We start from the raw sequence: 25,436 nt of genomic DNA on the forward strand, positions 1-25,436 counted from the left end.
CGGCGTGTGCACCGGCAAACACGCACGCTCGCGGTGCAGGGGTGGTCGCCGTGCAGGGGGCTTATGCCGCGAGAGGTGAGTAATCCGTGGTGCGTTGACGGGCGGGGCGGCCGATGCCCTCGGCGATCGCGACGAGCTCGGCCACCGTCTTGGCCGAGCCGTTCTCCGAGCCGGCCATCCGGGAGATGGTCTCCTCCATCAACGTGCCGCCCAGGTCGTTGGCACCACCGCGCAGCATCACCTGTGTGCGCTCGATGCCGAGCTTGACCCAACTGGTCTGGATGTGAGAGATCCTGCCGTGCAACATGATCCGGGCCAACGCGTGCACCGCCCGGTTATCGCGGTGGGTGGGCCCGGGCCGCGCCCCGCCGGCCAGATACAGCGGCGAGGACTGATGGACGAACGGCAGCGGCACGAACTCGGTGAACCCACCGGTGCGGTCCTGGATCGACCGCAGCACGTTGAGGTGGCCCACCCAGTGTTTCGGCGTGTCCACGTGGCCGTACATCATCGTCGACGACGAGCGCAGCCCCACCTCGTGCGCGGTCGTCACCACGTTGATCCACTCCGACGTCGGCAGCTTGCCCTTGGTCAGCACCCAGCGCACCTCGTCATCGAGGATCTCGGCGGCGGTGCCGGGAATCGACCCCAGCCCGGCCTCACGCAATGACGTCAGCCATTCCCGGACTGACAGCCCGCTGCGGGTCACGCCGTTGGCGATCTCCATGGGGCTGAACGCATGTACGTGCATCGATGGCACCCGCGCCTTGACCGCGCGCACCAGATCGGCGTACCCGGTGACAGGCAGTTCCGGATCGATGCCGCCCTGCATGCAGACCTCGGTGGCCCCGGCGACGTGGGCCTCCCAGGCGCGGTCGGCCACCTCGTCGGTGGACAGCGAGTACGCGTCGGCGTCGCCCTTGCGTTGGGCGAACGCGCAGAACCGGCAGCCGGTATAGCAGATGTTGGTGAAGTTGATGTTGCGGTTGACGACGAAGGTGACGTCGTCTCCGACGGCATCGCGGCGCAGCGAATCAGCCAGTGCGGTAACGGCTTCCAACGCCGGACCGTCCGCGGTGGCCAGCGCCAGATACTCGTCGTCGCTGCAGCCGCCCGGATTGCGTTCCGCCGAACGCAGCGCGGCCAGCACATCGGTATCGATGCGTTCAGGCGCCCGGGCGGCCAGCTCGTTCACCTTGGCCCGGATCGACTCCCAGTCCCCGAACGCACTATCGAGGTCGCTTCGGGTCTCGGTCAGCCGGCCTTCGGAGTCGATCGCCGAATGCAAATCGATACGGCCCAACGATTCCGACGCCTCATCGGGCTCCTGCCACGGCCGGCCCACCGGATTGACGTCGAGGGCGAACCCGGTGTCGGCATCGGCCAGCGCGTCGACATGTCCACGCACCCGAGGATCGATCCAGGCCGCTCCGGCCTGCACGTACTGCGGTTGCGCGGTCAGCCGCTGCACCAGGTCATAGCCTGCCTGCGCGGTGACATCGGCCAGATCATCCAGCGCCGGCCAGGGCCGTTCCGGGTTGACGTGGTCAGGAGTCAGCGGTGATACGCCGCCCCAGTCGTCGACACCGGCCCCGATCAGCGCCAGGCATTCCTCACGTGACACCAGATTGGGCGGGGCCTGGATACGCATCTTGGGCCCGAGCACCAGGCGCGTCACCGCGATGGTCGCCAGGAAGTCGTCGATCCCGGCATCGGGTGTTGACGCCATCGCGGTGTGGTCCTTGGCCCGGAAGTTCTGCACGATCACTTCCTGGACGTGACCGAACTCCTTGTGCGACTTGCGGATGGCATGCATAGTCTCGGCACGTTCGGTCAGCGTCTCACCGATCCCCACCAGCAGGCCGGTGGTGAACGGGATCGACAGCCGACCGGCATCGTCGAGCGTGCGCAGCCGCACCGCCGGGTCCTTGTCAGGGCTGCCGTAGTGGGCTTCGCCCTTGGTCTCGAACAGGCGCCGGGAGGTGGTCTCCAGCATCATGCCCATCGACGGCGCGACCGGCTTCAGGCGCGACAGTTCCGACCAGCTCATCACGCCGGGGTTCAGGTGCGGCAGCAGTCCGGTCTCTTCGAGGACCCGGATGGCCATGGCCCGCACGTAGTCCAGTGTGGAGTCGTAGCCGCGCTCGTCGAGCCACTGCCGGGCCTCGTCCCAGCGATCCTCGGGACGGTCACCGAGGGTGAACAGTGCTTCCTTGCAGCCCAGCTCGGCGCCTTGGCGGGCCACGTCGAGAATCTCGTCGGGCTCCATGTACATGCCCATGCCCTGCGCGCGCAGCTTTCCGGGCACGGTGACAAACGTGCAGTAATGGCAGGTGTCGCGGCACAGATGCGTCACCGGGATGAACACCTTGCGCGAGTAGCTGACCGGAAGCCGTCCGTTGACTCCAAGCCGGCCCGCCGATTCCAGTCCGGCGTCACGCACCCGGGCGGCGCTGGCGCACAGATCGGCCAGATCCTCACCGCGGGCGGTCATCGCAATGGCAGCCTCATCGACATTGAGGGCCACACCGTCACGAGCCCGGCGCAACACACGCCGCAGGGCCGCCGAGGTGGTCGCTGCGCTGGGCGCAGCAGGCTTCGGTGGGACGGCCGGGATGGGCAGATCGGCGCCGTGCTGAGGGTTCAGAGCCACTTCCGTGTAACCCCGTCGTTGTGCACGATCATCCACGCGTCTCACATTCTGAAACCAATGCGCCCGGCATACCGGCCACAGTAGACCCAGCATGTTGCCGCAGTGCGCCGCCCTTACTGGACACGGAGCGTAAAGATGCGGCAATCGAGTTGTCGACCGCGTAAGTTCATTGCGTCGGGAAGGGGATACCGAAGGAGTCGTGATGTCCACAAGTGTTCGTTCGTATCTGGTGGCGGGTGCCGCCGCAGCCACTGCCACAGCCATCGCGCTCACCCCGGTACAAGCAGCTCCCGCCGACATCGCCGTCCCCGCGCAACCGACCTCCGCCCAGCCGCAGCTGACGCAGGCCATGATCGATCTGCTCGCCGCGGCCAGCCGGATGACGGCCGCGGTGGCGCCAAACCTTTCCGGTACCGCTGATGCCCCCACGCTGGGACTAGCCCCGGCCGCCGCCACGACCCCCGAGGTGGGTGTCCAGAACGCGGCGGGCAACTTCGTGGAGTCCGCATACCTCGGCATCCAGGAATGGGTCGACTGGGCTGTCGACTACGGCACCGATCTGGCCTACTGGGTCGGGCAATGGGTTCCGTTCGTCAGCCCCATCACCACTCAGGTCGACATCTTCTACTGGGAACTGATCAGACCGATCGCCAATGCCGTCGCTCTCACCTTCCTGGTCCCGGTGATCAACGACCCGCTGAATCTCGGCGTGTGGATCAACTCGGCGGGTGCGGCCATCACGCAGTCGTTGCAGGCCGCGGTCAACTTCGGTGTCGCTGAGTTCAACCAGTTCTTCGGCTGGATCATCCCGCCGCTGCCGCCACCATTCCCCACGGTCGCATCCGTCGCGACGACCGAGACACTGGCCACGCCCTTGGCATCCGGCCTGCGAGACCTGGTCGGCGATCTGGTGGTGCGGCCGTCGGCGGATTTCATGACCAGCCTTGCGGCACCCACGGCGATCTCCGAGGGGATCACGCAGCGCCCGCTGGAGTCCGTCACCGCCGCACTCACCAAGGTCGGCGAGAACTTGGCGACGACGCTCGAGAAACTCGCCGAGGGAACGGGAATCGAGTCCCTCGCGGACCGGCTGAACGCACAGGTTGCGGGTGCCGAGCAGACCCTGGTCACCGAAGTCACCGACGGCGTGAATGACACCGTCGAGGCAGATTCGAACGACGCCGAACAGCAGTTGAATCCGGCCACAGCCGAGATCAGCGCGGTCCCCAAATCGGTTCGGCAGTCACTGCGCAGTACTGCCGGCGATACGACGACAATCACCGACAGTGAGGACACGGCACAAGCCGACGAGGCACCGGCCCGCTCCGTCCGGTCGGTGCGGCAGGGCCTGCGCGACGCAGTTGGCAAGTCCACCGCGGACGCGGCGAAGAAGGCCGGCGACGACGCTCGCGACGCGGTCAAGGCCGCCGTCAAGCACGTGGCGCCGAAGCCAAAGCTGAAGAAGGAAAAGGCCGTGTCGTCCAAGGATTCCCAGGGGACCAAGGATTCCAGCGACAACGGCAAGCCTGCCAAGGACAAGAAGTAGGTCAGCGGCGGTAACGCCGCCGCAGCATCGCCACCGGTGGTAACGCACCGGTGGCGATGAATATCAACGAGCTGTAAGCCAGCAGGCCCTGGCCGGCGAAGATGATGTCCGAACCCGGACCGCCGAAAGTCATCGCCACGACCGTGGCCAGCCAGGTCCACAACGGCAGTGCCGCAATCCGCATGGAATCGGCCCAATACGTGGCGGCCCAGACGAGCGCGGTGTTGACGGCTCCGGCCAGCAGTGCGCTCACCGGGAATGGGATCGACCCGACATATGAGGGCAGCAGTAGTGCGCCTACGACGGCCGAGATGACGCCGTCAACCGCGAGCAGTGCCAGGACTACGCGACCCAGCACTGGGTCGGAGGGCGGGGTCAGGTCGGGATGCTGTCGAGCAGACCGACGAGCGAACCCACCACCCACTGGAAGTTGTCCGCACGGTCCTGCCAGTGCTGCAGGTTCGGATCCAGATCGGGGTCCATGAATGTCCCTTCGACGCCTCTGATTGACCGGAGCTTACCGCGTCCAGTTTTGGCTATTGCAGATTCAGTCCGTGCAGCAGGTCGGTTTCCCACCCGCGCTCGTCGCGCTCCCCGGCCTCGCCGGACACGAGGACATAATGCTCCTCACCGAGAATCGGCAGGGCGAGGTTGTTGGACAGCGCGAATGCGCCGCCGTCGGAGGCGACGGTGACCTGGGTGGCGTGCGCGCGCATCGCGGCGATCTTGGCGGGCAGCTGCGCGGTGGCGTCGACGACGGCATCGATCTGGTCGTCGCTGTAGCCGAACGGAACATCGCCGACGTCGATCCGGATCCAGTCATCAGGAACGTCCTGCAGGCCCTGGAGTCCGGCACGCATCGCGGTGCTGGCCATGACCGTCCAGTAGAACTTGGGGACCTTCCAGGCGGCGGCCTCGACCGCGGCGGTGGTGACGCGGTGGGCCTGCTTGTGGTCTGGGTGCCCGTAGCCGCCGTCGGGGTCGTAGGTGACGACGACGTGTGGCCGCAGGTCGTCGATGATCCGCACCAGTTCGCCGACGGCCTCGTCGAAGTCGGCGTCGATGAAGCGCTGCTGCTTGCGCGCCGGCGATCCGTCCATACCCGAGTCGCGCCAACGACCCGGGCCGCCCAGGTAGTGGGGCGCACCGATGCCGAGCGCGCTCAGCGCCTTGGTCAGTTCACTGATCCGGTATCCGCCGAGTTGGTCGGCGTGGTCGACGGCCAACCGGGCGTACTGATCACCGATCACCTCACCTTCCTCGCCGAGGGTGCACGTCACGACACGCACGTCGGCACCGAGCGCGGCGTAATGCGCGATCGTGGCACCGGTGGTGAGGGTTTCGTCGTCCGGATGGGCATGGACGAACAGCAGGCGGGGCGTTTCGCTGGGCATCGTGACCGACGATAGCCGTGCGGCCCCGGCCGCGGGGGACGACCCACGTCAACGGCTTTCCGCGGCACGCTGACGAATCCGCATATCCCGCATACATTCACGGAGTGACCCGGCGAGAGCTTGCGTTCGGCTGCAGCGTCATCGTGGTCGGGCTGCTTGCGGGGCTGGCCGGCATGGCGACGACGGTCCTGCTGCACTTCGTCGAACATCTCACCTACGCCTACACGTTCGGTTCGTTGCTCGACGGTGTCACCGGCAGCAGTCCGGTGCGCCGCGCAGTCGGTCCGATGATCGGCGGGGCACTGGCCGGGTTCGGTTGGTGGCTTCTGCGGCGGCACTACGCGGTGCCCGGGCTGGCCTCGACCATCGCCGATCACCGGCCCATCCCCCGAGTTCCGATGACGATCGATGCCGCATTGCAGATCGTGGTGGTGGGTTCCGGCGCGTCCCTGGGCCGTGAAGGCGCACCCCGTCAGGTTGCCGCGGTGCTCGGCGACGCCGGCACCTCCCAGTGGGCGCTGACACCTCGTGACCGCGAGATTCTGCTTGCCTGCGCCGCGGGCGCCGGGCTCGGAGCGGTGTACAGCGTGCCGGTCGGTGGAGCCCTGTTCGCGATCCGGATCATGATGCACACGTGGCACCCGCGGGCCGTCGGCGCAGCGTTGATCACCTCGGCGCTCGCCGTTGCGGTCGCGGCACCGGTGACACATGTTCGGGCGCCGCTGGATTGGCCGGATCCGAGCCTGTCCTACCTGCTGACCGGTTTCGCCTTGGTCCTGGCGCCGCTGGCGCTGGCGGTGGGCATGGCATTCAACCGGATCATGGCGAGGGCGCGGGCCTCGGCACCAGTCACCTCGTGGACGATCATCCCGGGCATTGCCGCGGCGGGCCTGCTGGTCGGACTCGGCTCCGTGTGGTGGCCGGAACTACCGGGTAACGGCAAGAGCATCCTGACGGTCAGTCTCGACAGCGGAATGACACTCGGATCCGCGGCGGCGATCCTGCTTCTGAAGCCCGTTCTCACGGCGGTCTTCCTGCGTGCCGGCGCGGTGGGCGGCATGCTGACGCCCGCGCTGGCGACCGGAGCCGCGCTCGGTTCAGTCGTCGCCCTGGCGATCAACACCCTCGACCTTCACCCCGTCAGCGTCGCCGCAGTGTCGTTGACGTGTGCTGCCGGAGTACTCGCGGTGACACAGCGCGCGCCGATCTGGGCAGCGCTGTTCGTATGGGAGTTGGCGCGGCCACCACTGTGGGTGCTGTTGCCGTTTCTGGCCGCTGCGCTGGCCGCTCACTGGCTGCAAGCGCTCGTCGAGCGGCGCACCGAAGTGATGGTCGACTGACCAACCGCGGGCAAACTCCAGACAACGGAATCCGTAGTTTTTCAAACTGACCGAGCCTGCCACTTAGTTGCCAACGCAAGCACAGGCGAATACCGAGACCAACAGTCCCATTAGTGCGCCGGGCCTCATCGACGCGGGGTCTGTTTTACAGATCACACCGCTATGTCCACTGTGTGCGCGCTAACTCGGCAACCCGGATCACGGACGCATTACCGCTGGGTAACGTAACCACACTTATCGTCCAGGCCTTCGCTGGCAAATAACTGTCTGTGCCTGTCACTAGTTTGCCACGACCAGCCTTGCATCTGCCCAAATATCGCTACACGCAGTATCGCAACGAGATGGCACGACCTCGGGAAATGCGCACTACCAGCCATATTTCGGATACTCGGAGTTTATTTGCCAAGCGACAGGAAGGCTCCGACTGGCTGAAAAATAGTTAAGAAAATTTGCAGACAACGAAACTTACTTTGGGGTAACTTCTGCGCCGACCTTAGTTACGCTCCCGTAAGGAGATTCAATGCAACTCGCTGCCCGGTCGTATCTGGCCGCAGGAGTGGCACTCGTGGGTGCCAGCGCCATCGCCGTCAGCCCAGTGGCGCCATCCACCCCCGAGGTGTACACGCCAGTCGCACTGACGGCGGCAATCGACAATCCGGTGACGGTTTTTGCACCGGTGGCCACCGCGACTCAGGAACTGATCGCCAGCGTCATCGAACGCCAGACCAGCAACCCGGCCCCGATCCTGCGGCAACTCGGCGCCAATGCGGTGGCCGGCTACCAGTCGTTCATGTCCACTCCCCCGGCGTACCTCATCGCATACGCACTCACGAACGTCGTCATCGGCGCCCAGGAGTTCGGCCCCAACCTGAACAACTTCGGGACCGTCACGTCGGAGTCGTTGACCGCACTCGCCACCATCCTGGGCGACATGGGCGAGGGATTACCCGCCCTGCTGCAGGCGGCCGGTGCGCAGCTCGCCGCCGGCAATCCCAACGGCGCGATCGACGCGATCATGCTTGCCGGTCTGCAGCCGGGCGTCGACCTCCTGATGAACGTGCTGACGCCCGAGATGAATGCGATCGGTCAGCTGCTCGGCGTTCCGCAGCCGCTCACCGACGCCGCGGCCAATGCCGTCATCGGTGTCGCACTCGGAGCGATCATCTCCACGGTCGGCATCGGGTTCGACCTCGGAGATCCGCAGCCGGTGGTCAAGGGGTTCATCTCCGGTGTGCAAACCGTGCTGGCCGGTGCAGCGTCCGGTGATCCGGCCACCTTCGTGAACTCCGTCCAGCACGGAGTGGCGAAGTTCGCCCTCGACGTCATCGGCCAGGCCGGCCAGATGAATGATTCGATCAACTTCGCGGTCGACGGTTTCGTCGATGCGCTCAAGCAGATCGCTCCCAAGCCGTTCACCCCTCCGGACATCACCATCCCGACCGCCAAGGCCCTGGCCGCCCCGGCCCCGGCGACCCTGGTGGCCGCCTCCGTGGCGGACGAAGTGTCCGCACCGGCTCCGATTGCCAAGGCCGACACCGCTTCTGATGCCGAAGCCACCGAGACCGGAACCGAGACCGAGACTGCAGCCGAGGCACCCAAGGCCGATGGTGACGACACCGGCACGGCCGCCGGCACCGTCACCAAGGTGTCCACCAAGGCTGCAGTGAAGGCCTCGCCCAAGGCGCAGGTCAAGGCGGACAGCCCCGCCAAGACCGTTCGGGAACAGGTGAAGTCCGCCGTCAAGAAGGTGACCGGCGGTCTGAAGAAGGAGAAGGCCGGCACCGAGAAGAAGGCGGAATCCTCCAACGACTCCGCCAAGGGCTCCGACGCCGAGTAGACCAACCGCACCACCCGGGCAGGCACCCTCCACCCCCGAGGGTGCCTGCCCGCCTTCCTCGAGGGCACCTCAGTCCCAAATATCCACTCCCGTAAGGAGATCTCATGCAACTCGCTGCCCGGTCGTATCTGACCGCAGGTGTGGCACTCGTCGGTGCCGGCGCCATCGCAGTCAGCCCCCTGGCGCCGCCCATGCCCGATGTCCAGGTACCGGCGATCGACGCATCGTCCGCTGCAGTGAATCTGACCGCCGCCGCCAATCCCCTGCAACTGTGGGCCGACGTCATCGGTGCCACCGTCGAGAACCTGGGCGGCCTGGGCGAACAGTTCTCGGCGGATCCCGCCCCGATCCTGCGCCAGATCATCGCCAACCAGTTGCACAGCGCGAATGTCCTCGGAGGGGCGACGCAGCGGCTCATCGAGGGCATGTCCGCCGCCCTCGATCCCGACAATTTTCTGAGTTTTCAGGCAGCCGTCAAGAGTGCCGTCGACCTGATCGCAGCCGGCGACCTCCAAATGGGCTTCGCCGGCCTGGTCACCAGCGGTCTCATGCTCGGACTGCCGCTGCTCGACTTCGTGGGGAATCAATGGGTTCCCGGTGCCTGGTCCGTGATCGCTCAACCGTTCGCGAACCTGGCCAACCTCGTCGAGAACCTTCCGGAGGGCGCACCGGCACTGCTGTTGAACGGAATCATCTCCCCGCTCACGGCAACCGCGGCGGCCAGTGGATACGTCCTGGAGAACCTGGCCGCCGCCACCACCGCCGGCGACGTGACCGAATTCGTTGGCACGTTGGTGAATTCGCCCGCGACCATCACTGGCGCGTTGCTGAACGGATTCGAGATCGACAACGGCGCAGGCTTGCCACCGACCTTCATGGCCGGCCTGCTGACCCCCGAGAACGGTTTCGTCCCAGGCGGAGCCGTCTCGACAGTGCTGAGTGTGATCTCCCAGATCGCCGACTCGCTGGCCACTCCCGGCGTAGACCGGGACAACCTCTTCGGCACTCCACCCAGCCTGACGGGGACCTCCGCTACCGCAGAGGCGGTCGCGGTGAGCTCCGCGCTCGCTCCGACGGCCAAGACCGTGACGCTGGATGTCGCGCAGACCGTCGCGCGGACCGAAGTCATCACCGCACCGGCTGCCGCTGCGTCGGACACCGCACCGGCCGTCGACATCGACGAGGCGTCCCCCGAGGGTGGCGACGCCGGCGCGGCGACGCCGTCCAAGGTGCCCACCAAGGTTTCGGTGAAGGCTTCGCCCAAGGCGCCGGCCAAGGCAGTCAGTCCCGCCAAGTCCGTTCGGGATCAGGTGAAATCGGCCGTCTCGAAGGTGACCGGCGGCCTGAAGAAGGACAAGGCCGGCCCCGCGAAGGCCGGCCCCGAGAAGAAAGCGGACTCGTCCTCCGGCTCCGCGAAGGACAGCGAGTACCCCCGCCACTCAGTCCGGCAGGCCCCCTCCACACCTCGGTGGAGGGGGCCTCCCACATTCTTGGGAAAGTCTCAGCCTGCGCTCAGGCGGACCCCTTCCCGACGGTCGCGCGACGCGGCTTCGGCAAAATTGGCTGATTCCGACATTTGATTGCCAGAACAACATGTGGGCAAACCTCTCCTGGCGCGGCTGCCCGCGCGGTCGGCACCACAATTCGAGGCGGCGCCGACTCCACCCCGGGGTCATCGCACAGCGCCGCACGACGCACCACCCAGCGCAATCGTCGAGTGGGTCAGCCCCGCATTTTCACTGGCATTTCCGCTCCGGGTCCGTGTCGGCAGCTAAGCGAAATCACTCCACGGCCCGTGCGTGCGGCGACTCTGGCGGGCCATCGTCACTGCCGCCACCATGACTTATTCGTCATGCTAATGACCAGTGATTTACAGCTAGTTCATGTTCCTCACGACCCAATTAACCGTCGATTCGACATTGGATTCAACTCTTCAAAAACGCAAATTTGTAAAGTTACTCTCAGGTAGCTTCAGCCTCGTCGGGGGATTGCATCGATCAGAGGAGAAGCAATGCAAGTCGCAGCCCGTCCCTATCTCACCGCCGGCGTCGCGTTCCTCGGGGCCGGCGCCATCGCGATAAGCCCGGTCGCGCCGCCGATGCCCGACATCACCGTTCCGGCCATTGCCTCAGCCCATGTCGAGCTTTCTGCAGCAACCAGCGCCTTCGAGGCCTACGTCGCCCTCATCACCAACACCGTCACCAACCTGCAAACCACCATTGCCGCCGAACTCGACAATCCGGTACCCATCCTGCGGCAGGTGATCGCCAACCAGATCAGCACCGCCACGAATCTCGGGGAAGGCCTGCAGGGCGCCGCCGAGGGCCTCGCCAACATCCTCGACCCGGCCAATCCCTTCGGGATTCCGGCTCAGCTGCAGCAGGCCCTCACAGACCTGCTCGCCGGAAACATCACCGGCGCGGTGAACAATGCCTGGGGTGCGTTGCTGAGCCCCGTGCTGAACGCCGGACTTCCGCTGTTGGAGCCGATCACCGCCGCAATCCGGCAGCCGATCCAGAACCTGCTCAACGTCGTGGACACCCAACTCGCCGTCGTGCTGCCGCTCCTGGGGGCGCTCAACGTCGGCTATGTGACGGTCACTACCGCAGCACAGGTCGGCCAGGACATCGTCGACTCGATCAGGGCCGGTGATCCGCTCGGTGTAGCCAACGCCATGCTCGGCGGACCTGCCGTGATCACCGATGCATTCCTCAACGGTGGCGACCTCGGCGGCGGCGTCTTCGGTCAGAGCCTGGGCCTGCTCTCCACGCTGCGGCAAGCCCGCGAAATGATCGCTGCCGCAATCACTCCGCCCGCACCCGAGGAGGCACGCTCGGCTGCGGACGCGACGCTGGCCGCGGCGAAGGTGGTGACGCTGGACGTCAGCCCGAAGGTGGCGACCTCGACTCCGGTTGAAGCAGCACCTGTCGAAGCGGCACCGGCCGCCGAAGCACCGACGACGGAAACGGCGGAGGCACCGGCCGGTGCCGCCACCCCGGTGGTCAAGGACAGCCTGAAAGCCGAGCCCGGCAAAACCCTGTCGACCAAACGATCCACCTCGGCCAAACAGGTCCGCGAGGGCGTTCAGGGCGCCGTCAAGAACGTCACCGACGGAATCAAGAAAGCCGCAGAGGGACTGAGCGGCAAGAGCGCCAAGGCCGGCAAGGACGCCAAGTCCGGCGGGGAGTCAGCATCGTCAGGCTCGAGCAACGCAGCCTGATTCACCATCAAAGCAGTGGGCCTCCTCGGATGAGGGGGCCCACTGTTTGTGTTCTACCGGGCCTTTGCCCAGTTGCCCGCATCGCCGACGATGCCGACGGGCACGGCCCCGGTCAGGCTGACGTTCTGCACGCTGGGCCCGGCCGCGACGATCGTGGTGTCCTGCAGGATCGGAAGAACGGTCGACATGTTCCACAACCGTGGCTCGACGGCCTGGATGACCTCGGCGATGTTCTGCGAACCATCCAGTGCCGCATCAATTCTCGGCTGGATGCTGTGGTCGCAGATGCCGGTGATATTGCTGGGCGCCTGCACCAGCTCACCCGAGTCCGGCGCCGGAATCGGCTGAGTCGGTGTCGGTGTGGTGGTCGGCGCGGGCGCAGCACTGGTCGTCGGCTTCGGTGACGACGACGGCGCGACACCGGGCACCGAGGTCGAGACGGCGGTCGCTTCCAGTGCGCGGCAGCCGTAGCGCGAGGCCAGGCTGGTGGCCAGGTCCCCCCCGGCCTGATGCCAGCCGACAACGGCGTCGACCCGGTTGTTGGTCAGCGCATCGCCATAGAGCGCAACCGGATCCAGGGCCAGCACCGAAGCATCGATGCCGACATTGCGGAGCTGGTCGGCCGCGGTATTGGCCACGGCGACCGAGGTCGGATCGTTGGACGCCACACCGAGCACCAACGCCAACGGGGCACCGTCCTTGGTGATCCGCTGCCTGCCGTTGTTCGGCGCCGGCGGCTCACCGGGCTCGGGGGGCTCGGCCACCGGTTCGATCTGATATCCCGCGCCGCGCAACAGGTCCAGCGCGGCTTCCCGCGACATTGCCGGCGGCGCGGTCGGTACATAGCCGGGATCCGACGGGGAGCGCACCTGCGCCTGCGCCAGCGTCACGGTGTTGTCGTCGCCCGCACCCACCGACGCCAGCAGGTCGACGTCGATCAGGCCCAGGATCGCCTTGCGCACCTGGGCCTCCGCCAACGTGGGCTGCCCGCCGCGCAGGGTCAACTGCATCACCCGCGGCGTGACGATGCGGGCCGTGCGGACATCCGGGATGGCACTCAACTGCGCGAAAGTGGCTGCGCCACCATGCACCTGGGCGACCTGGGTGTCACCGTTGCGGATGGAGTCGGCCAGCGCTGCCGGCGCGCCACCCCGGCGGAACAGCACCAGGTCGGGCTTGGCCGGCTGACTCCAATACCGGTCGTTGCGGGCGAGCAGGATCTCGTCACGTTGCGGGTCGATGCTCTCCACCCGGAACTGTCCGCCGGTGACCGGCATCGCGCGGGCCAGGCCGGCACCGAAACCGCCGGGAATGTCTTTGACGATGTGGGCCGGCAGGATGTCGTTGAACAGCTCCCGCCATGCCGGATAGGGCTGGGAGAAGGTCACCACTGCCTGCTTGCCGCCCTCCACCGATTGCACACCGGTGATCAGGTCGTAGCCGGCCGGGTCGACAACGCCTGGCTGACTGACCATTTGGCGCCACAGGTACCAGTAGTCGTCGGCGGCGATGGGAGCGTTGTCGGTCCATTGCGCTTCCGGCCGGATCTTGTAGGTGACCGTGAACGGGCTCTGGTTGGTCACCTCGGCCGATTCGAGCAGCGTCGGGTCGAGCTCCCAGCGTGACCCCGTCGGAGACTTGGGGTCGGGCACCGGGCGGAACGAACTCGGCAGCACCATCGAAGCAACTGCCGCATTCACCGGAGACTGGTCCGACAGGAGGTGCGGGTTGAACCCCGGGCCGATCGAGTCGATGGCCATGATGATCTGCGTCGCCTTCATCGGAGGCGGCGGCGTGGTCTCCGTGGTCTCGGTGCTCTGCGGGGCCGGCGGTGGGCTGACCGTGCAGCCGCTGAACAGAAGCGCCGGCACCGAAACGAACGCGCCGATCGTCAGGCGGGCGCGGCGGAGGGGTGTCGGCACGCCACTCAGCGTATCGACCCTTCCGGGCTGCCACAGCCGCGCACCGGCACTGCGCCGCCAGCTATCAGATCCGGTTCGATGTATCCAAGTCTTTCAAGGTGCAATAAATCGGCGCTGCCCAGCTGTTTAGGCGTTGAGCTGCACAGATTCCGCCCCGAAATCAGGCCGCTGACAGCGAACTTGGCCGCGTTACCCGCTTTTTGCATCCATCTCAGAGCATTCTCATATACCGTCTGCCGTCAGCCGGAGTGACCGGCATCACACTCAAGGAAGGAGTCACCGTTGGCACAAGCACTGCGGCCCTACGTAACGGCCGGCATCGCGATCGCGGGCGCCGGCGTCATCGCCGTCACCCCGGTATCAACTCCCCCACCGCAGCCTTCGGTCCAATATTCGTCCGTCCACCTCTCGGGGTCTGTCCAGAGCCTCGACAGTCAGCTCACCGCCGAGGCGGCGGCCAATGCCATACCGCCAGAGCTGACCCCGGCCGAGGCCTACCAGTACTTCGCGATGTTGACCGCGGCCTACGTGATGGACGCCATCGCGCCGATCGTCAGCAATCCGACACCGATCCTCAGCCAGATCCTGGCCAATCAGTTCTGGTACGCGAATATCCTCACCATGGGCACCGTGACCGGGGCGACGAACCTGCTGTGGACCTTGGAGCAGGTGCCCGAGTATCTGAGCACGGCAGCCGCGCAACTGATGGCCGGCGATCCCGCCGCAGCGATCACGACGCTGTGGAACAACGTGGTGGTGGGTTCTGTGATGGCCGTTGGCTTGCCACTCGTACCGGCCCTCCAGATCCCGGTGGCGATCAGTCAGAATATCGCCAATGTCGTTGCCGCCACCCCAATGATGGTCATGGGCCTCGGTTTTGACGCTCTTGCGACAGCCAACAGCACCGTCGGAGCGGTGACCGCATCCATCCGAAGCATCGTCGATTCGGCGAGCTCCGGCGACCCGACCGCAGTGCTGAACGCGGTGCTCACCGCGCCGGCCAAGATCGCGAGCGGATTCCTCATCGGCGGCTACCCGGAGGGAAACACCGGCCTGATCAACGGCGTCATCAAGCACCTGGTGCTGGCACGCGAGACCATCGCCGAAGCCCTCGGTGCGCCGCCCCGAGAGATTCCCGAAGGCGCGACTGCTTCCGCAAAGGCACCCGCCCGCATCGCCAGTATCGCGGACGAAACCACAACGGAAACAGCAGCTTCCGATGGAGCGGAGAAGCCGGCCGCGCCGGAACCGGAGGCGAAGCCAACGCTCGTCCGTACCAGTGCGAAGGCGGTGCCGGGAAAGGTCGGGTTGACCGGCAAGCACCGCAGCGAGGCACCCAAGCTCGCCAAGTCGATCAGCGATCACATTTCTACGGCCGTCAAGAAAGCGTTCACCAAGCCCGACAAGAAGGATTCGGGTTCAGGTAGCACCAGCCCCGCGGAGTAGCCGCCCGTTCCCGCCGTGGATCAACAATTCGAAGGTTGCCCACAAGAATCTGAATGTTATTTTCTGGCATTCCTTGTACGTTCGCGCCGGTCGGACAATGAATGCAAGGAGAACACAGTGCACCTAGCCCTACGACCCTATGCCGCTGCCGGGGTGGCGCTGGCCACCGCCGGCGTCATCGCGGCTACCCCGGCAATCCTGCCCCCAACCGAAATCCAAACCCGCGCAGTCCAGATGGTGGCGCTGGACAACCCGATCGAAGTCTTCACCCCGGTCTTCGATCAGGCCAGCGCTTTGGTCCAGCTCATGATCGCGAACGAGACCGCCAATCCCGCACCACTTCTGAACGCGATCATCGCGCGGGCCAGCGCGGACGGCCAAACGCTCGGAGAGATCGGCAACGGCTTGGCTGCCGCAGCGACAGCGGTGGCAACCAATCTGCCCCCGGCACTTGCCAATGCTGTCGAGCGTTACGCGGCGGGCGATCTCGTCGGCGGGTACGACGCCGTCGTCCCTGCGTTCATCGGCCCGTTCCTCGGATTGTTCAACCAGGTCGTGAAACTGCAGAACATGCTCACCGCCGACGCCGGGGTGATGCAGGCGCTGGTCCGCCCGCTCATCTACCAGGTGGCGTGGAGTTTCGTGACGGTCCCGGCGCTCTCGTTCGCGGGATTCGCCCGTACCACCCTGGGGGCCATCCAGACTGTCGGCACGGCAATCGCCAGCGGCAATCCCGAGGCCGCCGCCAATGCCGTTCAGCATGGCCTGGCGGACATCGCCTCGGTGATGGTGGGCACCGCCAAAACGGTCTATACGTCCGTCCAGTCCGCGCGCACCCGTCTTGCCGCGCCGTTCCGACCCGGCCTGCCCACCACCACGGCAGCCGTCGAGACCGCAACGACGCCGGCGCTGACCGCGGCGCCGGAAGAATCAACGCCGCAGGCCGACGAAACTGCTTCTGCTGCAAAGGAACAGACAGCACCTGTGGCCGTCAGGACCAAAGCAGCTCCGGCGGTCAAGGCACCTCGTGCCAACGTACGCATCAACAACAGCGCGCGTGAATCGGCCAAGAACCTCAGCGCCGGAATCAAGAAGGCCGCCGACGGGATCAAGAAAGCCGCCCAAGGCCTGAGTGGCAAGAAGGCCGAGAAGCCCAGCTCTGATTCAGGGAGCGCCGCCGAGTAACCCGCAGACCCCAGTAGGCCTCCTCATCCGACTGAGAGGGGGCCTACTGCTTTTCAGCGGCATCGACACTGCGTTGAGGGCGCTGATCACTCGCACTTTTGCGCCCTGGACGCAGAGTCAGCGCCCACGCCCAGAAGCTATCCGCGCGCCTTGGCCCGGGCTTTGGCCCGCGCCCGCAGCGAGGCGGTCAGCTCGACCTTGCGCACCCGGACGACCTCGGGGGTCACCTCGACGCACTCGTCCTCGGCGCAGAACTCCATGGCCTGCTCGAGGCCGAGTTCCAGTGGCCGCGCAAGTGTTTCCATGACGTCGGCGGTCGACGACCGCATGTTCGTCAGCTTCTTCTCGCGGGTGATGTTGATGTCGAGATCCTCGGCGCGCGGGTTGATCCCGACAACCTGACCCTCATAGGTGTCCTGGCCCGGCTCGACGAAGAACTGGCCGCGGTCGGACAGCTGGATCATCGCGAACGGGGTGATGGAACCGGACCGGTCCGAAACCAGCGAGCCGGTGTGGCGGGCCCGGATCTCCCCGGCCCACGGCCGGTAGCCCTCGAACACCGCGTTGGCGATACCGGTGCCACGGGTCTCGGTCAGGAAGTCGGTGCGGAAGCCGATCAGCCCGCGGCTGGGCACCACGAAGTCCATGCGCACCCAGCCGGCGGCATGGTTGGTCATCTGCTCCATGCGGCCCTTGCGGTTGGCCATCAGCTGGGTGATGGAGCCGACGAACTCCTCGGGACAGTCGATGGTCAGCTCTTCGAACGGCTCGTGCAGCTTGCCGTCGATGTTCTTGGTGACCACCTGCGGCTTGCCGACAGTCAGCTCGAAGCCCTCGCGGCGCATCTGCTCGACGAGGATGGCCAGCGCCAGCTCACCGCGGCCCTGCACCTCCCAGGCGTCGGGGCGGCCGATGTCGACGATCCGGATCGACACGTTGCCGACGAGTTCGGCGTCGAGGCGGTTCTTGACCATGCGGGCGGTCAGCTTGTGCCCGGACACCCGGCCGGCCAGCGGCGAGGTGTTGGTGCCGATGGTGACCGAGATGGCGGGCTCGTCGACCGTGATGCGCGGCAGGGCGTGCGCGTGCTCGGGGTCGGCCAGGGTGTCGCCGATCATGATGTCGGGAATGCCCGCGACGGCGACGATGTCCCCGGCGACGGCTTCCTCGGTGGGATTGCGGTCGACGCCCTCGGTGGCCAGCAGCTCGGTGATCTTGGCGTTGGTGATCACCGGCGCCCCGTCGACCTCGCGCATCCAGGCCACCTGCTGGCCTTTCTTGATCCGGCCGTTATAGATGCGGATCAGCGCGAGACGGCCGAGGAAGGCCGACGCGTCGAGGTTGGTGACGAGCGCCTGCAGCGGGGCCTCGGGATCACCCGAAGGCGGCGGGATGTGCTCCATCAGCACATCGAACAGCGGGTCGAGGTTCTCCCCGTCGGGATTCTCCCCGTTGGCGGGCTGCGTGGTCGATGCGATCCCGGCCCGGCCCGATGCGTACAGCGTGGGCAGGTCCAGCGCCTTCTCGGCGGCCGCCTGGGCTTCCTCGTCGAGGTCGGAGGCGACGTCGAGCAGCAGGTCGTGGCTTTCCTCGACCACCTCGGCGATACGGGCGTCGGGACGGTCGGTCTTGTTGACCACCAGGATCACGGGGAGGTGCGCGGCCAGGGCCTTGCGCAGCACGAACCGGGTCTGCGGCAGCGGGCCTTCGGAGGCGTCGACCAGCAGAACCACACCGTCGACCATGGACAGGCCGCGCTCCACCTCGCCACCGAAATCGGCGTGACCAGGGGTGTCGATGACGTTGATCACCGTCATGGTGCCGTCCGCATGGTGCCGGTGCACCGCGGTGTTCTTGGCCAGGATGGTGATGCCCTTTTCTTTCTCAAGGTCACCGGAGTCCATCAAGCGCTCGACCGCGTCGTCGCCGCGGTGCGTCAAGGCACCGGACTGCCGCAGCATCGCGTCGACTAGGGTCGTCTTGCCGTGGTCGACGTGGGCGACGATGGCGACATTGCGAAAGCTCGGGCGTGAATCCACCCGGACATTCTCGCAGGCTGGCCGGTCGATCACGAAAACGAGAGAGCCCCGTCACGTTGAAGTCCACCAAGATCGCCGGCCTGAAGGCCAAGAAAAAGTGCTGCAGGAGCAAGCCGCGCTGCAAACGCTGCCCCCTGGTGCTGCACAAGGTCCGCAAGGCCCAGCACCACGGAGTGAGCGGCAAAGAACTGGACAAGGTCTTCAAACGGGCCAGGAAATCCTGACGTTCGGGCGTACCGTTTTAGGTATCCGTCACGTGTGCGATGAGCGTGCTTGGAGGTGCCGACATGACGGTTTACGAAGCGCTCACGGTCGCTCTGATCATGGTCCTCGCCGCGGGGACCACGGTGGCGATCTATGTGGGCATGGCCAACTGGATCGGGGCCTGCTACATGGTCCGGTGCAGTGAGTGCCACCACCTCACGTTCGCGTCGGCGAACCAGCCGCAGGCTTCCTGCGCGCACTGCCGCCACCCGATGCTGCTGCACCCGCTGTACGCGACGCAGCATCCGGGCCACGCCGTGCGGGTGGTCAACGACCGGTTGCGGTACTGAGGACGCTCACAGCACCGACGGAACCTTGTTGAAGGTCACGACGTAGTTGGTGTCCGTGCCCGGGGTGACGATCGTGTGGGTTTGCGCTCCGCCATCGGACCAGCTGACGAAGACCAGCTGACCGTCGTCGACGAATTGCGGCGACGAGACTCCCAGCACCCGCTGCACACCCACCACCGACGTCTCGGTGTAGGACCCTGTGTACGGCTTGCCGTCGATCGTGAAGACCGCGTCCGGGTCGCTCGCGGTGAACGTCTGCGTGACGGTGTTGGGGTAGACGTTGGCCGAGGAGGTCGTCGACAGGCCGCTGCTGTCGGTGACGGTCAGCCTAACCTCGTACCAGGTGTCCGCGGAGTTGTGCGGGTCGGTCGGAACGGTGATGCTGCCCGTCTTGCCGACGATGTTGCTGGTGACCGGGTGGATGTGATCGGCATGATGGAACACCACGGTCCAGTTGTAGGCGCTGTCGGGAAGTGTCTCGTCCTGATCCAGAGCCGAGCCGGTGAACGAAATGGTGTCGCCGGCATTGTATTTCGAGTTGTCCAGCGGTGCGCCCTGCGGTGTCGTGATCGTCAGGTCGTGCGGCGCGGTACTGCCGACGGTGACCGACTGCGTGTCCTGGCCCGTCTTCTCCCCGTCACTCACGGTCAGCGTCACGTTGTAGGTGCCGTTGGTGCCGTAGGTCTTGGTCGGGTTGGCCTCCGTCGACGTCGTGCCGTCACCGAAATCCCAGTGATATGTGAGGGTGGAGTTCGGATCGGGGTCGGCCGAACCCTGTGATGAGAAGTTCACCACCAGAGGCGAATACCCGTTGGTCGGCGTCGCCGTCACGACGGCTGTCGGCGCCCGGTTGCCGCCCGACGGCGCGATCATCGACAGCTCGCCGGGATAGATGTTCAGTTGATAGATGTTGCCGTCCGGACCCTGGATGAGCCGCACCGGTGTCCCCGCCTGGCCGTCGAAGGGCTGCTCGCTGACGTAGCTGTCGTAGTCCTCATCGAGGGTCAGCACCTTGATCCAGCCGAGCGTGTAGTCGGCGACAAAGACCTTGCCGCGGTACTCCTCGGGGAAGGTGTCACCGGTGTACACCAGGACAGATGTGATCGAGGCGGTTCCGGCCGGCGTGTTGTGGTCGTAGGAGTAGATCGGATTGACGTAGCCGCAGCCGACGCACACGCCTTCCGCCCCGGGCCAACCGTAGTTGGCACCCTTCGTCACGACGTTGAGCTCTTCCCAAGAGGTGTCGCCCACATCACCCACGAGCAGCTGGCCATTCGGCGCAACGTCGAACCGGAACGGGTTGCGCAGCCCGTAAGCCCAGATCTCCTTGCGGGCACCGGGTGTGTTGTAGAAGGGATTGTCCGTCGGGATCGTTCCGTCGGGGTGGATCCGCATGATCTTGCCGTGGACGTTGGTGAGGTCCTGCGCGTTGGTGCTGACCGAGTTGTCGCCCTTGGCCCAGTAGATGTAGTCGGCAGCGTCGCCGGGATTGTCCTCGTAATAGATTTCGCCGCCATGGTGGATCGGCCCGGCCTTCTCGTCCGACGCGATCAGCACCTGCTCGGAGGCCAGGATGGCGGCCTCATCACCGGAGAGGGTGAAGCGCGACAGCACATCGGTGTCGTTGCCGTTGGTGTATGACACGTAGACGTAGTGGTTTTCGGCGAAGTTCGGGTCGACCTCGATGCCGCCGATCCCACTCTCGAAGTCGGTCTGCGTCTGCAGTTCCACCAGCGTGGTCGTCCCCTGGCCCTCCTTGTAGAGCTTGATCGCCCCGCCCTTCTCGGCGATCAGGATCCCGCCGTCGTCCGGGTTGTCCGGATCGTCCGGCAGGAACCGGAAATCCACCGGTTCGGACAGCCCCGACACGATCACGGTGCGTTCGAGCTCCTCCGGCAGCCCCGCAGTGGGCTCCCCGCAGGACTGCGTCACCTGCTGAAGCGTCAATGCGCCCCACGCCGTGACCGCTTCCGTGAAGTCCGAAATCGGAGGGGCGGAGAGTATTTGGTCGGCCTGTCGGCGCACCCAGCCGAGCACGGCCCACAGCACCGGCGAGTCCGGAGTCTCGCCAGGGGCGGGAGTAGCCAGAACCGGAAGGATGTACTCGTTGATCAGGCCGCCGATCTTCTGGGCGATCGGAGCCACCGTGGTGAAGACGTTGCAGAAGCAACCCCAGGCCTTCTTGACCGGCTCCGGTGAGTCCGGCCCCGGAAGTGGCAGCGGCGGGATGGTGATGGTTGCCCGCTCCTGCGTCTGGGTCTGTGTCTGGGTCTGCAGTGTCGGCGATGGCGATGCCGTGGCGAACGCTTCGACCTTGGCTCGCACGGCGCCGAGCAACGTCGCCCGGTCGGCAACATCCGCCTGCTTCGATTCAGGGTCGAGTTTGCGGTTCTTCGAATACAGCTCGCCGGTAGGCCGATTCGGCGAATCCACCGCGCCGGTGTCGTTTGCTACAGCCTCTTCGACCGGCGCCACGTCCTGGGGCTCCGGGTCGACGACATCTACCGCTTGATCGACCACTACAGGCAATTCGGGCTCGTCGGCACCCGCCGTGTGCGCCCCACCCGAACTCCGGATGACCACACCGTCGTCGAGGGTGACAACGGTTTGCTTCGACTTAGATCGCTTCCCCTTCAACAACTCTGAGACAAGCTCTTTGCCCGGTCGCCCGAATCTGCCGGGGGGCGAACCGGCCGGACCCGTCGGTGTGGGCGCAGCGGATGCAGGTGGTTGCGGATCCGGCGCGGCGGCGCTATTCGCTTCCGAGGACGGCGATTCCGATGACACCGAAGTACCCGTGTCATCGGCCGTGGCCACCCCTACGGGAGAGGCGATGGCGGCGCCCAGTCCGAGAGCGAGTGCCACGGCGCCAACGCGGACAACATGATTGATCCCGGCGCCAACAGGCTGTTTGAACATGGGCCCCCCACGGATCCGTCTCCCGTTCTCGAGCGGTGGAGCGGGACGATCCTGCCCAAACTCTATGACTTACCTGTGAACTTGGCCTGCCGAATTCTGAAATTCACCATTTGCGTTGTTGCCCTGGTAGTGCGGCATCGCGTGGTCCCGGAGCTCACGCCCGGTGACCTTCTCGGCCCGGATCCGCACGAAGTGGTCGCGCCGCCCCTCGGCCCACGGCTGTACGAACGTCCCGGCGACTTCCACCTGCTCATCCACGTCGGTGATCGGCTCGGCATGCCCGACGATCGTCACGCTCCACCCCGTCCGTAGATCGGCGTCGAGCTCATCGGCTTGAAAGGCGACCACTTGATGCTCGATGGCGGCGCTCAGCTTGGCCCCGCCGGCAACGCGGATCACCACATCGTCATGCCACACGCGGAAGTTGACCGGCTGCACGGCCGGCAGCGCATCCTCGGTGAACACCAATCGGCCCACCCGCACCCGCTCCAACAGATCCAGGCATTGCCTGCGGGTGAGAACGCCGAGTTCCTGTCCCTTCATCGATCAACCTCCCTGTACGAGTTGCAGAGTTCCCACCGGGGTGGAGCGCCAGTGCCCGGCGCTGATATCGACCAGACGGGCAACGGCACGCTCGATGCCGCGGGCGAGTTCGTCCACATCGGGAGCCGTGTCGTAATCGCCGATGACACCGAAGACCAGCCGGTCGGCATAACTCATGATGGCGACACCGGTGCGCAGTTGTATCGCGATCGGCGGAATCGGCAGCAACCGCACGATGTCGCGGCCCATCACGCGCAACCGCTTCGGCGGGCCGGGCACATTCGTGGCGACGGTGACGACGCCGCGTTGCGGCAACCGGGTCAGTGCCCGCACCGTCCACGCGGTGAGCGCGAACGGGATCACGTTTGCCGCCGAGACCAGGATGTTGCCCGCTTCACGTTGTCCACTGGATTTGGCCCTGGACAGCCGTGAATGCACGGTGCGCAGCTGGTGCACGGGGTCTGCCTTGTCGACCGGAAGGTACGGCAGCATCACCGATACCCGATTGTCAGCGCGGTCACGCGCGTCGTCGGACCGCACCGAAACCGGCACCAGGGTACGCAGCGCGTCCCGCCTCGGCTTCTCGCCGCGGCGAATGAGTATGTTGCGGAAGCTGTCGGTGATCGCCGCCAGCGCAACATCATTGACCGTCACACCGAATTCCCGGCACACCGAGTCGACCTCATCCAGCGACACCTCGCCGGCCGCGTAGCGCCGCATGCTCGTCACCGGCCCGGTCAACGAGCTGGCGGCCGCCGGGCGCAGCAGCCCGGTGACGATGCCGAGGGCTCCGCGGACCGCCTGCACGGCGGCGACGGGGAGCCCGGTCGAGATACGCCATGCCTCACCGAGCCAATCGGCCGGGCTGAACGCACCGGTGCCTCTCGCCGCTCGACGCACCACACCTTTGCCGGGCGTGCCGCCGTCGTCACAGAGCCGGCTGAACAGCCGTGCCGCAGCGATGCCGTCGGCGATGCAGTGGTGAACCTTGAGCAGGATCGCCCAGCGATTGTATTCGAGGCCGTCGACGACCCAGCACTCCCACAGCGGACGGTCCCGGTCGAGGCGCCGCTCCATGATGTCGGCGGCCCATCGGTACAGCGCCGCATCATCACCTGGCTGCGGCAGCGCGGCATACCGAATGTGGTGGGATGCATCGAAGTTGGTGTCCTCCACCCATTGTGGCGCCCCGAGGTCGAGCGGCTGGGTGCGCAGCAGTTGATGCAGGCGGGGCACCGTCAGCGCCCGTTCGGCCAGGCCGGCCATGATGGTGTCGGGGCGGGGCATCGGCCCGTCCAGCACGGCGATCGCCCCGATCGCCAAGCTCGCGTGGCGATCGGAGTCCTCGGCTTCGAGGAACCCCGCGTCCAGGGCGGTCAACTGCTCCATAGAACGATGGTCCGCCTGACGTGCCTGGTCGGGGAGGGCCAAAGGTCCCCAATGTCTGACCCCGGCGAGATCGGTATTGGCGGCGCGCTCACCAGCCCCGGCGCTGCGGCCGCGATCCGACCAGCTCACTGCGCTCGGCGACATCGCGGCCCCGGTAGACGATGTAGGGACGGAACAGGTAACCGATCGGGGCGCTGAACACGTGCACGAGCCGGGTGAACGGCCACAGGCAGAACAGCACCAGCGCGATGATGACGTGGATGTGGAAGTAGAGCGGCGCCTGGACCATCAGGTCGCCGCGGGGCTGCAGGATCCAGATCGAGCGGAACCAGGGTGACACGGTTTCGCGGTAATCATGCTCGGCGCCTTCGGGTGTGGCCCCGATCGCCGTACAGGCGAAGCCGGCCACCATCGCGGCCACCAGCACCAGGTACATCGTCTTGTCATTGACGGTGGTGGCCATGAACACCGGGCCGGTGGCACGGCGCCGGTAGATGAGCAGCGCGATGCCGACGAGCGCGGCGATGCCGGCGATACCACCCAGGATCACCGCCTGCAGGTGATAGACGTGGTCGCTCATCACCAGATCCATCCACGATTCCGGGATGAACAGGCCGATGACGTGACCGATGAACACCACGAGCATGCCGAAGTGGAACATCGGGCTGGCGATACGTAGCAGCCGCGACTCGTAGAGCTGTGACGATCGTGTCGTCCAACCGAACTTGTCGTAGCGATAGCGCCACCAGGTTCCGACGGCCACCACCGCCAGCGTCACGTACGGCACCACGTCCCAGAAGATCTCCCAGCCCGACATCAGCGCACCTCCTGTACCCGGCGGGGCGGAACGGTCAGCTGAAAGGGCTGCAACCCGACAGATTCCGCGGGCGGCCCGCACCGCATCAAACGCGATACGTCGTCGACGGAGGACAGGGACGGCAGGGTGGCGTCCACCGCCGCGACCACGGGCGCATACGGCGATCTCGCCTCGGCCAACGCGCGGGCCACCACACCGATCGGCACGCGGTATTTGGCGAGCAGCCGCCGCCCCGCTTCCGGGTCGACGGTGGCGGCGAATTCCAGCACCACCGGAAGGTGATCGGGGGCTTCACCTTTCGGAATCTCCACGCCGGCGGCCCGGTAGGTCTGGGTGAACTCGACCATGTCCGCGCCGCGGTTCCGGGTGTCCCCCGACGTCCAGTAGGTCAGTAGCATGGTGCACCGCTTGTGCAGGTCGAAGGTCTCCACGTACTCCTGCGCCAGCTCCATGGTGGACCGAAGACTCAACCCGACAACGGTTTCGCCGAGCAGTGCCCGTCGCTCACCGGTGACGTGGTCCAGCAGGCGCGCGGCGGTCTGCAGCCGATCGGCATGGCCGTCGTCTGGGTAGGCGAGCATCAGCGAGGCCGCCTGCCACACCAGGCGATCCTGCAGGCTGTCATCGGATCG

General features: G+C 66.1%; 19 protein-coding genes. 9 read left to right on the forward strand and 10 right to left on the reverse strand.

Translation table 11 applies throughout. The features are described from left to right. Nucleotides 1-61 precede the first annotated feature (61 nt). Entirely contained in the window at nucleotides 62-2,653 is a 2,592-nt protein-coding gene (locus BN2156_RS25435; RefSeq protein WP_162490962.1) for a bifunctional FO biosynthesis protein CofGH, read from the reverse strand. Between the two features lie 202 nt (nucleotides 2,654-2,855). Between BN2156_RS25435 and BN2156_RS25440 the strand changes: the two genes are divergently transcribed. Further along, nucleotides 2,856-4,199 (forward strand): DNA-directed RNA polymerase I subunit RPA34, encoded by a 1,344-nt coding sequence (locus BN2156_RS25440; protein WP_131725204.1) that lies wholly within the window; start codon nucleotides 2,856-2,858, stop codon nucleotides 4,197-4,199. Between the two features lies 1 nt (nucleotide 4,200). On the opposite strand, the gene BN2156_RS25445 is transcribed toward BN2156_RS25440, so the two are convergent. Both BN2156_RS25445 and mshB read right to left on the reverse strand, forming a co-directional pair. Then, nucleotides 4,201-4,623, reverse strand: a complete 423-nt coding sequence (locus BN2156_RS25445) for a hypothetical protein (protein ID WP_162490963.1) — start codon at nucleotides 4,621-4,623, stop codon at nucleotides 4,201-4,203. A 112-nt stretch (nucleotides 4,624-4,735) separates the two neighbouring features. After that, nucleotides 4,736-5,593 (reverse strand): N-acetyl-1-D-myo-inositol-2-amino-2-deoxy-alpha-D-glucopyranoside deacetylase, encoded by an 858-nt coding sequence (gene mshB / locus BN2156_RS25450; protein WP_090517788.1) that lies wholly within the window; start codon nucleotides 5,591-5,593, stop codon nucleotides 4,736-4,738. 104 nt (nucleotides 5,594-5,697) lie between these two features. Between mshB and BN2156_RS25455 the strand changes: the two genes are divergently transcribed. The 4 genes from BN2156_RS25455 to BN2156_RS25470 all read left to right on the forward strand — a co-directional run bounded on the left by BN2156_RS25455 (nucleotide 5,698) and on the right by BN2156_RS25470 (nucleotide 11,990). Continuing rightward, nucleotides 5,698-6,933 carry a chloride channel protein gene (locus BN2156_RS25455; RefSeq protein ID WP_090517789.1) on the forward strand — a complete coding sequence of 412 codons (1,236 nt, stop codon included), beginning with the start codon at nucleotides 5,698-5,700 and terminating at the stop codon, nucleotides 6,931-6,933. Nucleotides 6,934-7,453: 520 nt separating this feature from the next. Next, nucleotides 7,454-8,770: a hypothetical protein gene (locus BN2156_RS25460; protein WP_090517790.1), complete on the forward strand. Its 1,317-nt coding sequence runs from the start codon at nucleotides 7,454-7,456 to the stop codon at nucleotides 8,768-8,770. A 104-nt stretch (nucleotides 8,771-8,874) separates the two neighbouring features. Continuing rightward, a complete protein-coding gene (locus BN2156_RS25465) occupies nucleotides 8,875-10,350 on the forward strand; it encodes a hypothetical protein (protein WP_090517791.1) in 1,476 nt (491 codons plus the stop codon). A 431-nt stretch (nucleotides 10,351-10,781) separates the two neighbouring features. After that, the gene (locus tag BN2156_RS25470) at nucleotides 10,782-11,990 is read left to right on the forward strand and encodes a hypothetical protein (RefSeq protein WP_090517792.1); all 1,209 of its coding nucleotides are present in this window, start codon (nucleotides 10,782-10,784) and stop codon (nucleotides 11,988-11,990) included. A 53-nt stretch (nucleotides 11,991-12,043) separates the two neighbouring features. Here the strand turns inward: BN2156_RS25470 and BN2156_RS25475 are convergent, their stop codons facing one another. Then, complete coding sequence (locus BN2156_RS25475; protein ID WP_210436734.1) at nucleotides 12,044-13,921, reverse strand: ABC transporter family substrate-binding protein; 1,878 nt, start codon at nucleotides 13,919-13,921, stop codon at nucleotides 12,044-12,046. A gap of 273 nt (nucleotides 13,922-14,194) precedes the next feature. Between BN2156_RS25475 and BN2156_RS25480 the strand changes: the two genes are divergently transcribed. Further along, a complete protein-coding gene (locus BN2156_RS25480; RefSeq protein WP_090517794.1) occupies nucleotides 14,195-15,358 on the forward strand; it encodes a hypothetical protein in 1,164 nt (387 codons plus the stop codon). A gap of 153 nt (nucleotides 15,359-15,511) precedes the next feature. Continuing rightward, complete coding sequence (locus BN2156_RS25485; RefSeq protein ID WP_090517795.1) at nucleotides 15,512-16,543, forward strand: hypothetical protein; 1,032 nt, start codon at nucleotides 15,512-15,514, stop codon at nucleotides 16,541-16,543. A 137-nt stretch (nucleotides 16,544-16,680) separates the two neighbouring features. On the opposite strand, the gene typA is transcribed toward BN2156_RS25485, so the two are convergent. Further along, entirely contained in the window at nucleotides 16,681-18,582 is a 1,902-nt protein-coding gene (gene typA / locus BN2156_RS25490) for a translational GTPase TypA (RefSeq protein WP_090517796.1), read from the reverse strand. Nucleotides 18,583-18,638: 56 nt separating this feature from the next. Between typA and BN2156_RS30925 the strand changes: the two genes are divergently transcribed. Next, on the forward strand, nucleotides 18,639-18,806 hold the full coding sequence (locus BN2156_RS30925) for a hypothetical protein (RefSeq protein WP_090517797.1): 168 nt from the start codon (nucleotides 18,639-18,641) through the stop codon (nucleotides 18,804-18,806). A gap of 63 nt (nucleotides 18,807-18,869) precedes the next feature. Then, nucleotides 18,870-19,136 (forward strand): hypothetical protein, encoded by a 267-nt coding sequence (locus BN2156_RS25500; RefSeq protein WP_019343449.1) that lies wholly within the window; start codon nucleotides 18,870-18,872, stop codon nucleotides 19,134-19,136. Nucleotides 19,137-19,142: 6 nt separating this feature from the next. Here BN2156_RS25500 and BN2156_RS25505 read toward each other — a convergent pair whose 3' ends face one another. From BN2156_RS25505 to narJ, 5 genes are all read right to left on the reverse strand, one after another. Beyond that, nucleotides 19,143-21,719 carry a PQQ-dependent sugar dehydrogenase gene (locus BN2156_RS25505; RefSeq protein WP_308207909.1) on the reverse strand — a complete coding sequence of 859 codons (2,577 nt, stop codon included), beginning with the start codon at nucleotides 21,717-21,719 and terminating at the stop codon, nucleotides 19,143-19,145. Between the two features lie 405 nt (nucleotides 21,720-22,124). Continuing rightward, nucleotides 22,125-22,598 carry a pyridoxamine 5'-phosphate oxidase family protein gene (locus tag BN2156_RS25510; protein WP_090517799.1) on the reverse strand — a complete coding sequence of 158 codons (474 nt, stop codon included), beginning with the start codon at nucleotides 22,596-22,598 and terminating at the stop codon, nucleotides 22,125-22,127. A gap of 3 nt (nucleotides 22,599-22,601) precedes the next feature. Continuing rightward, nucleotides 22,602-23,987, reverse strand: coding sequence for a WS/DGAT/MGAT family O-acyltransferase (locus tag BN2156_RS25515; protein ID WP_090517800.1), 1,386 nt, complete (start codon nucleotides 23,985-23,987; stop codon nucleotides 22,602-22,604). 88 nt (nucleotides 23,988-24,075) lie between these two features. After that, on the reverse strand, nucleotides 24,076-24,804 hold the full coding sequence (gene narI / locus BN2156_RS25520) for a respiratory nitrate reductase subunit gamma (protein WP_090517801.1): 729 nt from the start codon (nucleotides 24,802-24,804) through the stop codon (nucleotides 24,076-24,078). Beyond that, a complete protein-coding gene (gene narJ, locus BN2156_RS25525; RefSeq protein ID WP_162491006.1) occupies nucleotides 24,804-25,385 on the reverse strand; it encodes a nitrate reductase molybdenum cofactor assembly chaperone in 582 nt (193 codons plus the stop codon). The genes narI and narJ overlap by 1 nt, the downstream gene beginning before the upstream one ends. Nucleotides 25,386-25,436 lie beyond the last annotated feature (51 nt).

It is taken from the genome of Mycolicibacterium neworleansense (genome assembly GCF_001245615.1).
GTDB classification, from domain to species: domain Bacteria; phylum Actinomycetota; class Actinomycetes; order Mycobacteriales; family Mycobacteriaceae; genus Mycobacterium; species Mycobacterium neworleansense.